Origin of the sequence: Gemmiger sp. An194, from assembly GCF_002160145.1 — a bacterium.
In the GTDB taxonomy this organism is placed as follows: Bacteria; Bacillota; Clostridia; order Oscillospirales; family Ruminococcaceae; genus Allofournierella.
This window is the reverse complement of record NZ_NFKA01000009.1, coordinates 23,511-36,319: the sequence shown is the minus strand read 5'-3', so window position 1 is coordinate 36,319 and position 12,809 is coordinate 23,511. Positions and strand designations below refer to the sequence as shown.

The 12,809-nt window shown below is 62.8% G+C and carries 13 protein-coding genes; all 13 read left to right on the top strand.

Annotation, left to right across the window (positions count from 1 at the left end; all coding sequences use genetic code 11):
* Positions 1-99 precede the first annotated feature (99 nt).
* The 13 genes from B5F28_RS07420 (at position 100) to aroQ (ending at position 12,780) form a co-directional block, all read left to right on the top strand.
* Positions 100-1,104: a LacI family DNA-binding transcriptional regulator gene (locus tag B5F28_RS07420; RefSeq protein WP_087294846.1), complete on the top strand. Its 1,005-nt coding sequence runs from the start codon at positions 100-102 to the stop codon at positions 1,102-1,104.
* Between the two features lie 73 nt (positions 1,105-1,177).
* A complete protein-coding gene (locus B5F28_RS07415; RefSeq protein ID WP_087294844.1) occupies positions 1,178-2,536 on the top strand; it encodes an ABC transporter substrate-binding protein in 1,359 nt (452 codons plus the stop codon).
* A 202-nt stretch (positions 2,537-2,738) separates the two neighbouring features.
* The gene (locus B5F28_RS07410) at positions 2,739-3,581 is read left to right on the top strand and encodes a carbohydrate ABC transporter permease (protein WP_087294842.1); all 843 of its coding nucleotides are present in this window, start codon (positions 2,739-2,741) and stop codon (positions 3,579-3,581) included.
* Positions 3,581-4,417 carry a carbohydrate ABC transporter permease gene (locus tag B5F28_RS07405; protein WP_087294840.1) on the top strand — a complete coding sequence of 279 codons (837 nt, stop codon included), beginning with the start codon at positions 3,581-3,583 and terminating at the stop codon, positions 4,415-4,417. Before B5F28_RS07410 ends, B5F28_RS07405 begins: the two co-directional genes overlap by 1 nt.
* Positions 4,418-4,439: 22 nt before the next feature.
* Positions 4,440-5,906 carry a 4-alpha-glucanotransferase gene (malQ, locus tag B5F28_RS07400; RefSeq protein ID WP_087294838.1) on the top strand — a complete coding sequence of 489 codons (1,467 nt, stop codon included), beginning with the start codon at positions 4,440-4,442 and terminating at the stop codon, positions 5,904-5,906.
* A 169-nt stretch (positions 5,907-6,075) separates the two neighbouring features.
* Positions 6,076-6,810 carry a lysophospholipid acyltransferase family protein gene (locus B5F28_RS07395; protein ID WP_087294836.1) on the top strand — a complete coding sequence of 245 codons (735 nt, stop codon included), beginning with the start codon at positions 6,076-6,078 and terminating at the stop codon, positions 6,808-6,810.
* Positions 6,811-6,814: 4 nt separating this feature from the next.
* Positions 6,815-7,585 (top strand): hypothetical protein, encoded by a 771-nt coding sequence (locus B5F28_RS07390; RefSeq protein ID WP_087294834.1) that lies wholly within the window; start codon positions 6,815-6,817, stop codon positions 7,583-7,585.
* Entirely contained in the window at positions 7,582-7,755 is a 174-nt protein-coding gene (locus B5F28_RS14715) for a hypothetical protein (RefSeq protein ID WP_158097546.1), read from the top strand. The genes B5F28_RS07390 and B5F28_RS14715 overlap by 4 nt, the downstream gene beginning before the upstream one ends.
* Positions 7,756-7,863: 108 nt before the next feature.
* Complete coding sequence (locus tag B5F28_RS07385; protein ID WP_087294830.1) at positions 7,864-8,928, top strand: prephenate dehydratase domain-containing protein; 1,065 nt, start codon at positions 7,864-7,866, stop codon at positions 8,926-8,928.
* 29 nt (positions 8,929-8,957) lie between these two features.
* Positions 8,958-9,980: a 3-dehydroquinate synthase gene (locus B5F28_RS07380; protein WP_087294828.1), complete on the top strand. Its 1,023-nt coding sequence runs from the start codon at positions 8,958-8,960 to the stop codon at positions 9,978-9,980.
* 4 nt (positions 9,981-9,984) lie between these two features.
* Positions 9,985-11,118 carry a chorismate synthase gene (aroC, locus tag B5F28_RS07375; protein ID WP_087294826.1) on the top strand — a complete coding sequence of 378 codons (1,134 nt, stop codon included), beginning with the start codon at positions 9,985-9,987 and terminating at the stop codon, positions 11,116-11,118.
* On the top strand, positions 11,103-12,371 hold the full coding sequence (locus B5F28_RS07370) for a shikimate kinase (protein WP_087294824.1): 1,269 nt from the start codon (positions 11,103-11,105) through the stop codon (positions 12,369-12,371). The genes aroC and B5F28_RS07370 overlap by 16 nt, the downstream gene beginning before the upstream one ends.
* The gene (gene aroQ, locus B5F28_RS07365) at positions 12,337-12,780 is read left to right on the top strand and encodes a type II 3-dehydroquinate dehydratase (protein ID WP_087294823.1); all 444 of its coding nucleotides are present in this window, start codon (positions 12,337-12,339) and stop codon (positions 12,778-12,780) included. The genes B5F28_RS07370 and aroQ overlap by 35 nt, the downstream gene beginning before the upstream one ends.
* Positions 12,781-12,809 lie beyond the last annotated feature (29 nt).

The following is a 12,809-nucleotide window of genomic DNA, read 5'->3' as shown; positions in this document are numbered from 1 at the left end:
ACGAAAAACCATTGAAAGCACAAAAAAACGAGCATATAATATAAGCGTCGGAAACGTTTCCGGCAACGTTTCGAGTAATTGCGGAGGAGGACGGCGCGCATGACCATCAAGGACATTGCCCGGGAAAGCGGCTATGCCATCAGTACCGTCTCCCGCGCGCTGAACGACCATCCGGACGTGAGTGAGGAGGCCAAGACCCGCATCCGTCAGATTGTGGAGGCCCGGGGCTTTGTGCCCAATGCCAACGCCCGCAAGCTCAAGCAGACCGAGGCAAAAAGCATCGTGTTTGTGGTCAAAAGCACCGCCAACATGTTCTTTGCCGGCATGCTGGTTCAGCTGCAGCAGCTGGTGAGCCGGGACGGGTACGACGGCGTGGTCCAGTATCTGGACGAGGACGGCGACGAGGTGGTGCTGGCCCGGCAGCTGAGCCGGGAGTTAAAACCCAGAGGAATCATCTTTCTGGGAGGCAGTGCAGAACACTTCCGCAAGGGCTTTGCGGATATTCACCTGCCCTGTGTGCTGGCCACGGTGGTCAGCGAGGAGCTGGACTTCCCCAATCTCTCCATGGTGGGCGTGGATGACCGCAAGGCAGGCGCGGCGGCCATCGACCATCTGCTGGCCAACGGCCACAGGGACATTCTGATCCTGGGTGCGGACCCCGCTCACAGCAACCCCAGCTATAAGCGCCTGCAGGGCTGCAACGACAGCTTCACCGCACACGGCATGGAATTGGCGCCCCGCCGCTATCTGCGGACCAGCTTCAGCTTTGAAGCCGCCTACCAGGCCATGGATGCCTGGCTGAAGGAGGGACAGAAACCCCAGGCGGTGTTCGCCATGAGCGACACCACCGCCATCGGCGCCATCCGGGCGCTGCGTGACCATGGGCTGCGGGTGCCGGAGGATGTGTCGGTGATCGGCTTCGACGGGGTGGAGCTGGCAAACTTCTACACCCCGCGGCTGTGCACCATGCGGCAGCCCTCCGATCGCATTGCCCAGACCAGCGTGGAGCTGCTGCTGGGCTGCATCGAGAAAAATCAGCCCGCCCGCACCCGGATGCTGGAGGCGGAGCTGGTGTTCGGTGAATCGGTGGCCGAGCGCAGATAAATTTGTATTCCGGGCGGGAATGGCCCGCCCTTCAATCGTCAACCATCTAACATCAAAAAAGGAGAAACACATTATGAAAAAGGCACTTGCACTTGTGCTTGCAGCGGCCATGGCGCTGAGCTTTGTGGCCTGCGGCGGCTCCGGAACGACCACCTCTCAAACCAGCGGCAGCACCTCCACCGGTGCAGCCTCCACCACCGGAAACGCTTCCGGCGGTAGGGTCTATTACCTGAACTTCAAGCCCGAACAGGCCGACCAGTGGGTGGAGCTGGCAGCCAAGTACACCGAGGAGACCGGCGTTCCCGTGGACGTGGTCACCGCTGCCTCCGGTACCTATGAGTCCACCCTGAAGGCCGATATGGCCAAGACCGACGCCCCCACTCTGTTCCAGGTGAACGGCCCCGTTGGCCTGGCCGCCTGGAAGGACTACTGCTATGACCTGTCCGACACCGAGCTGTACAAGCAGCTGACCAGCGATTCCTTCGCCCTGAAGGATGGCGACAAGGTCGCCGGCGTGGCCTACGTGATCGAGACCTACGGCCTGATCTACAACAAGGCTCTGCTGAACGAGTACATCGCGAAGGATTACGCGGTGATCGAGGATGCTGCCGAGATCAACAACTTCGATACCCTGAAGGCTGTGGCCGAGGATATCACCGCCCATAAGGATGACCTGGGCTTTGCCGCCTTCACCAGCGCCGGCATGGACTCCTCTTCCGACTGGCGCTTCAAGACCCATCTGGCCAACCTGCCCGTTTACTACGAATACCAGGCCGACGGCATCACCTCCACCGAGGCCATCAAGGGCACCTACCTGGACAACTACAAGAATGTCTGGGATCTGTACATCAACAACGCCACCTGCGAGCCCGCTATGATCGGCTCCAAGACCGGTGACGACGCAGCCGCCGAGTTCGCCATGGGCGAAGCCGTATTCTACCAGAACGGCACCTGGGGCTACGGCCAGGTGACCGGCTACGAAGTGGCCGACGAGGATATGGGTATGATGCCCATCTACATCGGCGCTGAGGGCGAAGAGAACCAGGGCTTGTGCACCGGTTCCGAGAACTACTGGTGCATCAACGCCAAGGCCAGCGAGGAAGACATCCAGGCCACCATCGACTTTGTGGAATGGTGCATCACCAGCGAGACCGGCAAGACCGGTATGAAGGACATGGGTTTTGTCTGCCCGTTCACCGGCTTCACCGATGAATACCTGCCTGAGAACCCGCTGGTTCTGGCCGCCAACGAGGACGTGGCCGCCGGTCACAAGACTGTGGACTGGTGCTTCACCACCATGCCCTCCGAAGAGTGGAAGAACGGCGTGGGCGCTGCTCTGCTGGAGTACGCTCAGGGCACCGGCGACTGGAGCGGCGTGCAGACCGCCTTTGTGGACGGCTGGGCCACCGAGTACGCAGCAGCCAACGGCTGAGCATTCATTCCCTGAATATCGTTTGTAAAACCGAAGGGGCGGGCAGGTTCTGCCCGCCCCTTTCCCGGTTTGTTGCGCATACCTGCCGGTCTGCCCCCGGCCGGCGCGGCACCGCCCCTGCGGGGGGCGGACCGGCGGGCATGACGGCCCCAGACGGGCCCGATCCGACCTTCACCCATCACAATAAGGAGGGAAACTGTTTATGGAACGCGCGGTCAAAAAATACTTCCCCATCTTCGCGCTGCCCACCCTGCTGGCTTTTGTCATCGGCTTTATCGCCCCCTTCATCGAGGGTGTCTATCTTTCGTTCTGTGAATTCACCACCATTGCGGATGCCCGGTTCGTGGGTCTGAAAAACTACGGACGTATCTGGTCCGATCCCACCTTCCTGCATTCGCTGTGGTTCACTGCCCTGTTCACGGTGGTCACGGTGATCCTGATCAATGTGCTGGCCTTCGCGGTGGCGCTGCTGCTCACCAAAAGCTTTAAGGGCACCAACATCTTCCGCGGCGTGTTCTTCATGCCCAACCTGATTGGCGGTATCGTGCTGGGCTATACCTGGCAGCTGATTCTGAACGGCATTTTCGGCCTGTTCGGCCGCACCCTTACTTACAGCGCCTCCTATGGATTCTGGGGCCTGGTCATCCTGATGTGCTGGCAGCAGGTGGGCTACATGATGATCATCTACATCGCCGGGCTGCAGAGCATTCCGGGCGATCTGTACGAGGCGGCCCGCATCGACGGCGCCAACTCCCGCCAGTGCCTGTGGCGCATCACCCTGCCCATGAGCATGCCCTCCATCACCATCTGCACCTTCCTGACCCTGACCAACGGATTCAAGCTGTATGACCAGAACCTGGCCCTCACCAACGGCCAGCCCTCGGATATGACCGAGATGCTGGCGCTGAACATCGTGAACACCTTCTACGGCCGCAACGGCTGGGAGGGCGTCGGCCAGGCCAAGGCTGTGATCTTTACCATTCTGGTGGCGATCCTGGCACTGGCCCAGAACCGCCTGACCCGAGCAAAGGAGGTGCAGCAGTAATGAACGACAAGTCGAAATTCGGATGGCTCTATACCCTGGTTTTTTCCGTCGTAAGTCTTGTTTACATCTCGCCCATCCTGATGATCTTCATGAACAGCTTCAAGAAAAAGGCCTACATCAACCGGATGCCCTTTTCGCTGCCGGATGAAAAGACCTTCGTGGGGCTGGAAAACTACGTGGAGGGCCTGCGCAAGACCGGCTTCTTCAGCGCCTTCGGCTACAGCCTGTTCATCACGGTGGCCAGCGTGCTGGTGATTCTGCTGTGCACCTCCATGTGCGCCTGGTACATCAGCCGGGTCCACACCTGGTACACCAAGGCCATCTACATGCTCTGCCTTATCTCCATGGTGGTTCCCTTCCAGATGGTCATGTATCCCCTGTCCAAGATCAGCGACTCCATGCGCCTGGGCAACCCGGTGGGCATCATCCTGATCTACCTGGGCTTCGGCGCGGGGCTGGCGGTGTTCATGTTCACCGGCTTCATGCGCAGCGTGCCCATCGAGGTGGAGGAGGCCGCCATGATCGACGGCTGCAACCCCCTGCAGACCTTCTTCCGTGTGGTACTGGCCATGCTCAAGCCCACTCTGGTGAGCGTGGGTATTCTGGAGACCATGTGGATCTGGAACGACTACCTGCTGCCCAGCCTGGTGCTGGATCTGCGCAAGTACAAGACCATCCCCATCGCCATCCAGTACCTGAAGGGCGGCTACGGTTCGGTGGACTGGGGCGCCATGATGGCCATGCTGGTGCTGGCCATCGTACCCATCATCCTGTTCTACCTGGCCTGCCAGAAGCACATCATCAAGGGTGTGGCAGCCGGTGCGGTCAAGGGCTGACACAGCGAAAGGAGCGATCGTGTTGAAGCGTGCAAGCGGTATCCTGCTGCCGGTTTCCAGCCTGCCGGGCCCCTGGGGCATCGGCACACTGGGCGAAGAGGCCCGGCGGTTCGTGGATTTTCTTGCCGCCGCGGGCCAGACCCATTGGCAGATCCTGCCGGTGGGCCCTACCGGCTACGGCGACAGCCCCTACCAGAGCTTTTCCGCCTTTGCGGCGAATCCCTATTTCATCGACCCGGGCATCCTCATCCGGCAGGGCCTGCTCACCGAGGAAGAGGCCGAAGCGGACTGGGGCGATGACCCGGCCCGGGTGGACTACGGCGCACTGTATGCCAGCCGTCACACTCTGCTGCAAAAGGCAGCGGACCGGCTGCCGGACGACGATGAGGACTTTGCCGCCTGGCAGCAGGAGCAGAGCGCCTGGCTGGAGGACTATGCCCTCTTCATGGCGCTGAAAGAAGAAAACGACCAGCAGAGCTGGTACCACTGGCCGGACGAGGTGCGGCTGCGCCGCCCCGACGCGCTGGCAAAGGCCCGGCAGCGGCTGGCCGGCCGGGTGGATTACTGGCGGAAGATCCAGTATCTGTTTTATCGTCAGTGGGATGAACTGCTGGCGTATGCCCATCAGAAGGGCGTGCAGATCATCGGCGATATTCCCATCTACGTTTCGCCGGACTCCTCGGATATCTGGGCTGCGCCTGAGCTGTTCCAGACCGATGGGGACCGGCGGCTCACCCGGGTGGCGGGCTGCCCGCCGGACGCCTTCGCCGCGGACGGCCAGCTCTGGGGCAATCCGCTCTATGACTGGCCGTATCACAAGGCCACCGGCTATGCCTGGTGGCTGCGCCGGCTGCGTCATGCGCTTACCATCTACGATGTGGTGCGCATCGACCACTTCCGGGGCTTTGAGAGCTATTATTCCATTCCGGCACAGGACACCACCGCCCAGAACGGCAGCTGGCAGCCTGGCCCGGGGATGGATTTTATCGGGGCCATCCACGCAGCCATGCCCGGCGCGCAGATCATCGCCGAGGATCTGGGCTATCTGACCCCCCAGGTGAAGGAACTGCTGGAGGGCAGCGGCTACCCGGGTATGAAGGTGCTGCAATTTGCCTTCGACCGGCGGGAGGCCGGGGACTATCTGCCCCACAACTACCTGCAGAACTCGGTGGTCTACACCGGCACCCACGACAATACCACCACCGCCGCCTGGGAAACCGAAGCCCATCCGGAGGATGTGGCCCGGGCGCGGGCCTATCTGCACGCGGTAGACGAGCCGCTGGTGGAGAGCTTTATCCGGGCGGCGCTGGCCAGCGTGAGCAATACCGCCATCGTACCCATGCAGGACTGGCTGGGCCTGGGCGGCGAGGCGCGGATGAACGTGCCCAGCCGCCCCTGGGGAAACTGGCAGTGGCGGGTGGGGCAAAGCGCCCTCACCCCGCAGCTGGCCGGGCGCATTGCGGCCCTCACCGAGCTGTATGGCCGGTAAACTGGAAAAACATCCAATATTCTTCCAAACGCCTCTCCGTCCGGAGAGGCGTTTTGTGATGTTTGTGCAAAGAATGGGGTGGCGCGCTTTTTCTTTTGGGCCAGTTATGGTACAATAAGCGGTAATGACGCGGCCCGGCGGGCTGCCCGAAACTGCAAGGAGAACTGCTATGCGCACCATTGTTTGGTTTATTTATTTCTGGTTGTATCTGCTCTTTAAGCTGCCCCTTCTTCGACGGGGCCTGAAGGCCCTGGAGGCGGGCGACTGGGCCACCGCCGACGCACTGGCCGACCGCTGGGTGCCGGACTGGGCGGGCAAGCTGCTGCGACTGGCCGGGGTCACCGTCACCGTCACCGGCAAGGAGAACATCCCCGAAGGCCGGCCCTGCGTCTTCGTGGGCAACCACCGCAGCTATTACGATATCCCGCTGGTGCTCACCCAGCTGGACAAGCCCCATGCTCTGGTCTCGAAAAAAGAAGTGGCAAAGATCCCTCTGGTGCGGGGCTGGATGCGGCTTCTGCACTGCGTCTTCCTGGACCGGGAGGACCCCCGCAAGGCCATGGAGGCGCTGAATGAGGCCATCGCCAACGTGAAAAAGGGTTATTCCGTGATCATCTTCCCGGAGGGCACCCGCAACAAGGGCGAGGAGGGTAGCCTGCTGGAATTCAAGGGCGGAGCCTTCCGCATCGCCACCAAGACCGGCGCACCGCTGGTGCCCCTGGCCATCCACAACAGCCGGGACATCATGGAGAACAACGGCGGCTGGATGAAGCCCACCCATGTGACCATCCAGATCCTGCCCGCCATTGAAATCGGTGCAATGACCCGGGAGCAGCTGAAGGAGCTGCCCCAGCAGGCCGCCGCCCTGATCGGTGCGGCCCTGAATGACAAAATGGAGGCGTAAAGCGATGGCAAGTGCACGTTATACCCTGAACATCGACCCGGAGGATATGAAGCCGGACGAACCCATTGAATACACCAAAAAGCAGAAGGTGGCCAACTGGTGGCACTACAACTGGAAGATTCTGGCGGTGGTGGCGGTGCTGGCGGCGATTGTGATCTATTATGTCTGGGGAGCAGTCACCACCGTTCATCCGGACGAGCAGATTGCGCTGGTCAGTCCGCAGGCATTGCCCACCGAGCTGCAGGAGTCGCTGGAGCAGGCGCTGGCCGGTGTGGTGGAGGACGCCAACGGGGACGGTCAGAAGCTGGCCCAGATTCGCGCCTATCAGGTGAGCATGAAGGAGCCGGATACCAGCGGCAGCACCTCCCAGGATGTGGGCGCGGCCATGAATGATGTGACCGATACCTACGTTCAGATGGCCCAGTCCACTGTGCTCACCGCGGACCTTGCCGCCGGCGATGCATATATCTTCCTGCTGGACGAGCCCGAGGACTTCCAGAATGCCTACCGCGTGCTGGCCCGGGCGGACGGCACCGTGCCCGATGAGGAGGCCCCGCTGGACGGTGTGGAATGGTACAACTGGAGCGACTGCCCGGTGCTGGCGTCGCTGGACCTGGGTGAATATACCACCATAACGGGCGAAAAGTTATCCGGCCAGGAATACATGAGCCGCTTTGTGGTGGCTCACCGGAGCAATGCCGAGGATGAGGAGGGAGAGCTGGCCGCAGCCGATGCCCTGTTTGATACCCTCACCGCCGGAGCAACCGCCCGATGAAAAGGCTGTGGGCCCGACTGACCGGCCGGCTTGCGGGCAAAAAGAAGGCGGCTCCCCCGCCCCGTCCTCCGCTGGAAAACCCCTACCGGCGGTTTTACACCAGCGAGCGCAGCTTTGAGGAGCTGGCCCGCCGGGCCCGGGAGCGGCAGAAGGACCCGCCCAAGGGCTGAGAAAGGGCGAAAAAAGCCGAACCGGACCGAAAAAAGCGCCGGGAGCGGTTGTGCCGCGGCCCGGTCTATGGTATACTTTATCACATTAATGCGGCAGGAGGGCGTTGCATGGAACCGGAACAGAGCATCACACAATCCGCTGAGGAGCTGGATCGCCAGCTGGCCCGGCTGTTTTGCCGCCGGATGGAGCTGGCGGCTCTTGAGGCCCGGGAGCAGGGTAAGGCACAGCCGGTCTTTGGCAGCGACGCGCCAAACCCGGAACTGCTGGCCGAGGCGGTCAAAGAGGACCCGGCGCTGGAGAAGTATTACCGGGCCTTCTGGCAGACCGGGCGGCAGCTGGCCGCCCAGTATCAGATGGAGGTGCTGGGCCGCAGCATGGTGGCCTACCAGGGCGTGGAGGGCGCGTTTTCCCATATCGCACTGCGGCGGCTGTTCCCCAAGGCGGGGGCAAAAAGCTACCCCACCTGGGCGGCGGTGTTCGATGCGGTGCAGAGCGGTGAGGCGGCCTATGGTGTGCTGCCCTTTGAAAACAGCAACGCGGGGGATGTGTCCGCCGTGCTGGATCTCTGCTTTGCCTATCCGGAGCTGCACGTGTGCAAGGTCTACGACCTGCCGGTGCGCCAGAACCTGCTGGCCCTGCCCGGGGCAAGGCTGGCGGACATCCGCCGGGTGGTCAGCCACCCCCAGGCCATTGCCCAGAGCGCCCGGTTTTTGAACAGCCTGGGCCTTGCCTCCTCCGAGTGCCTGAACACCGCGGTGGCGGCCAAGCAGGTGGCCGAGAGCGGTGATCTGACCCTGGCGGCCATCGCCAGCGCCGAGACCGCCGAGCTTTACGGTCTGCAGGTGCTGGCGGCGGGCATCAACTCGGACGGCGACAACACCACCCGGTTCATCGTCATTACCCGGGAAAAGCCCACCGGCGGCGACCGGTTCAGCCTGCTGTTCACGGTGGATCACAAGGCCGGGCAGCTGGCCCGGGTGATCCAGGCCATCGGCGCGGCCGGGTTCAATATGGAATGCATCAAAAGCCGGCCAATGCCCGGCGTACCCTTTGAATACTATTTTTACGTGGAACTGGAAGGCCAGCCCGGCGAGCAGGCGAGCAAGACCCTGCTGGAGGCGCTGGGGCAGATTTGCAACACACTGCGGGTATTGGGGGTCTACACAAAATGAGCAACGAGCAGACAAGGAGTACCAACGGAATGAAACTGACCATGCGGCTGGGCGAGCGCAGCTACGACATTATCCTGAAGCGCGGCGCGCTGCACAACCTGGGCCTTCTGGCCAATCTGAACCGGAGGGTACTCATTGTGACCGACAGCGGCGTGCCCGCCGAATACGCCGAGATCGTGCGCGCCCAGTGCCGGGAGGGCCACATTGAAACCGTGCCCCAGGGCGAAGGCAGCAAGTGCCTGAAGGTATACGAGAAACTGCTGTGCCGGATGCTGGAGCTGGGCTTTGATCGGGGCGACCTGGTGGTGGCCGTGGGCGGCGGCGTTGTGGGCGATCTGGCGGGCTTTGTGGCCGCCACCTACATGCGCGGCGTGGATTTCATCAACTGCCCCACCACCACCCTCTCCCAGATCGACTCCTCCATCGGCGGCAAGGTAGCCGTGGACCTGGGCGCGGCGAAAAACATTGTGGGCGCCTTCTGGCAGCCCCGTCTGGTGGTAGTGGACCCGGATACCCTGTCCACCCTGCCCCGCCGCCACTTCGTCAACGGTCTGGCCGAGGCGGTGAAGATGAGCCTGACCAGCGACGCCGAGCTGTTCGAGATGTTTGAAAAGCTGGATGTGGACGCGGAGATCGAGACCATCATCTACCGCAGCCTGCTCATCAAAAAGCAGGTGGTGGAAAAGGACGAGACCGAAAAGGGCATGCGGGCCATTCTGAACCTGGGCCACACTCTGGGCCACGGCATCGAGGCGGTGAAGGGAATCACCGGCCGCCGGACCAATGGCCTGTACCACGGCGAGTGCGTGGCGCTGGGCCTGCTGCCCATGATTGAGGACCGGCAGCTGGCCAAGCGGGTGCGGGCGGTCTACCGCAAGCTGGGCCTGCCCGCCCGCACTGCTTACAACAAGGAAAAGGTGTGGGCCTATATGCTCCACGACAAAAAATTCCGCGACGGGCGCATCACGGTGGTGAAGGTGCCCGGCCTGGGCTGCTGGCGGCTGGACAAGCTGGATGCGGACGGGCTGAACGCGATCCTGATGGGGAAGTGATTGGGTGAAAAACACATACGGCAGCGCACTGGCGCTGACCATCTTCGGCGAGAGCCACGGCGCGGCCATCGGCGCGGTGCTGGACGGCCTGGCCGCGGGCGTGCCGGTGGATGAGGAATTCATCGCCGCCCAGATGGAAAAACGGCGGGCGAAAAAGGGCGGCCTGTCCACCAGCCGCATCGAGGCGGACAAGGTGCGCTTTCTGAGCGGCGTGTACAACGGCCGCACCACCGGCACCGCCATCACCATGGTGATCGAGAACACCAACACCCGCTCGGGTGATTACGCCAAGACCCTGGGCCTGTGCCGCCCGGGCCATGCGGACTACACCGCCCATGTGAAATACGGCGGCTTTGAGGACTTCCGGGGCGGCGGGCATTTTTCCGGCCGCATCACCGCCGCACTGTGCGCGGCGGGTGCGCTGTGCCAGAGCATGCTGCTGGCCAAAGGCATCCGGGTGGCCACCCATGCGGTGCGCATTGCGGGCGTGGAGGATGAGGCCTTTGCTCTGGAGGAAGAGAAGCTGAACGCCCAGCTGGAGGCACTGGACACCTGCACCGGCCTGCCGGTGCTGAGCGAGGCCGCGGGCGAAGCCATGCAGCAGGCTATCCGGGCTGCCGCCTCTGAGGGCGACAGCGTGGGCGGCGTGCTGGAAACGGCGGTCACCGGCCTGCCCGCGGGCGCGGGTGAACCGTTTTTTGACAGCGTGGAAAGCCAGCTGGCCCACCTGCTGTTCAGCATTCCCGCGGTGAAGGGCGTGGAGTTCGGCGCGGGCTTTGCCATGGCCGGGCTGCGGGGCAGCCAGGCCAACGACCCGATGACCGTGAAGAACGGCCGGGTCATTACCACGACCAACAACAACGGCGGCATCAACGGCGGCATCACCAATGGCATGCCTCTGGTGGTGCGCACCGCCGTAAAACCCACCCCCAGCATCTATAAGCCTCAGCAGACGGTGGACATGAGCACCCTGCAGCCCGCTGAGCTGCAGATTCAGGGCCGTCACGACCCCTGCATCGCCCATCGGGCCGCCATTGTGCAGACGGCGGCGGTGGCCTTCGGGCTGGCGGACCTGCTCACCCAGCGCTGGGGCCCGCTGTGGCAGGCAGAGGAGGAAGCACCATGGAATACGGACTGATTGGCGCAAAGCTGGGCCACAGCTACTCCAAGGCCATCCATGAGGCACTGTGCGGTTACCGTTATGAGCTGTGCAGCCTGCCCACCGAGCAGCAGGCCCGGGAATTTTTGCAGAAAAAGGCCTTCAAGGCCATCAATGTGACCATCCCCTATAAACAGCTGGTCATCCCCTACTGCGCCTGGTTGGAGCCCCGGGCCAAGGCCATCGGTGCGGTGAACACGGTGGTGAACCGGGACGGCATTCTCCACGGCTACAACACCGACTACGACGGCTTTTTGTACCTGGCCAACCAGCACGGGGTGGATTTCAAGGGCAAAAGTGTGCTGATTCTGGGCACCGGCGGCACCAGCCGCACCGTACATGCGGTGGCGAAGGACCAGGGCGCGGCGGAGATTCTGTTTGCCAGCCGCACCGGAAAGGACGGCGCGCTCACCTACGAGCAGGCCCAGGCCCGGAGCCAGGTGCAGATTCTCATCAACACCAGCCCGGCGGGCATGTACCCGAATGCGGGCGAGTGCCACATCCAGCCCGCGGGCCTGCCCCGGCTGGAGGCGGTGCTGGACGTGGTCTACAACCCCTTCAAAACCGAGCTGATCCTGCGGGCCGAGGAGGCGGGCATCCCCTGCGCCAGCGGCCTGGAAATGCTGGTGGCTCAGGCGCTGTACGCGGCCCGGCAGTTCACCGGGCGGCGCATCCCCTCGTCGAAGATCCAGCCCATTGTGCGCCGCATCCGGGCCCAGCGGCTGAACATCTGCCTGGTGGGCATGCCCAGCTGCGGCAAGACCACCATCGGCCGTCAGCTGGCCAAGGCCCTGAACCGGCCCTTTGTGGACCTGGACGCCGAGATCGAAAAGGCGGCGGGCAAGACCATCCCCCAGATCTTTGAGGAGCGGGGCGAGGAGGGCTTCCGCGCGCTGGAGACCAAGACCGCGGCCCGCTTCGGTATGGGCAGCGGCCAGATCATCAGCTGCGGTGGCGGCGTGGTCAAACGGCCGGAAAACGTGCGGGCGCTGCACCAGAACGGCGTGATTGTGTTCATCGACCGGCCGGTGGAGCTGCTGAAGGTGGGCGGAAACCGCCCCCTCTCCACCAGCATGGAGGGACTGAAACAGATGGAGGCCGAGCGCCGGCCCCTCTATGAGGCGGCAGCGGACCTTTGCGTGAAAAACAGCGGCGAGCCCTTCAGCAGGGCCACAAAGGCCGCGCAGGAGGCATTGTATGAAGCTTTTGGTATTGAACGGGCCGAATCTTAATCTGCTGGGCGTGCGGGAACCGGGCCTGTACGGCACGGTGGACTACCAGGGCCTGCTGGAGCTGATTCAGAAAAAATGCGACGAGCTGGGCGTGGAGGTGCGCTTTTACCAGTCCAACCACGAGGGCGATCTGGTGGACGCCATCCAGGAGGCCCGCTTTGACTGCGACGGCATCGTCATCAACCCGGGTGCCTACACCCACACCAGCGTGGCCATTCTGGACGCGCTGAAGGCGGTGGCACTGCCCGCGGCGGAGGTGCACATCACCGATGTGACCAAGCGGGAGCCCTTCCGCCAGATCAGCTACGCGGGCATGGCCTGCCAGGGCCATTTCATCGGCCAGGGCCTGCAGGGCTACCTGAACGCGGTGGATTTTCTCATCGAGACCGTTCAGAAAAACAAGCAATAACCAGCCACAGGAAAATAAAACATAGGGAA

Coding starts and splice junctions, on each gene's coding strand:
- B5F28_RS07420 (WP_087294846.1), top strand. CDS start 100: ATGACCATCAAGGACATTGCCCGGGAAAGCGGCTATGCCATCAGTACC.
- B5F28_RS07415 (WP_087294844.1), top strand. CDS start 1,178: ATGAAAAAGGCACTTGCACTTGTGCTTGCAGCGGCCATGGCGCTGAGC.
- B5F28_RS07410 (WP_087294842.1), top strand. CDS start 2,739: ATGGAACGCGCGGTCAAAAAATACTTCCCCATCTTCGCGCTGCCCACC.
- B5F28_RS07405 (WP_087294840.1), top strand. CDS start 3,581: ATGAACGACAAGTCGAAATTCGGATGGCTCTATACCCTGGTTTTTTCC.
- B5F28_RS07395 (WP_087294836.1), top strand. CDS start 6,076: ATGCGCACCATTGTTTGGTTTATTTATTTCTGGTTGTATCTGCTCTTT.
- B5F28_RS07390 (WP_087294834.1), top strand. CDS start 6,815: ATGGCAAGTGCACGTTATACCCTGAACATCGACCCGGAGGATATGAAG.
- B5F28_RS14715 (WP_158097546.1), top strand. CDS start 7,582: ATGAAAAGGCTGTGGGCCCGACTGACCGGCCGGCTTGCGGGCAAAAAG.
- B5F28_RS07385 (WP_087294830.1), top strand. CDS start 7,864: ATGGAACCGGAACAGAGCATCACACAATCCGCTGAGGAGCTGGATCGC.
- B5F28_RS07380 (WP_087294828.1), top strand. CDS start 8,958: ATGAAACTGACCATGCGGCTGGGCGAGCGCAGCTACGACATTATCCTG.
- B5F28_RS07370 (WP_087294824.1), top strand. CDS start 11,103: ATGGAATACGGACTGATTGGCGCAAAGCTGGGCCACAGCTACTCCAAG.
- aroQ (WP_087294823.1), top strand. CDS start 12,337: ATGAAGCTTTTGGTATTGAACGGGCCGAATCTTAATCTGCTGGGCGTG.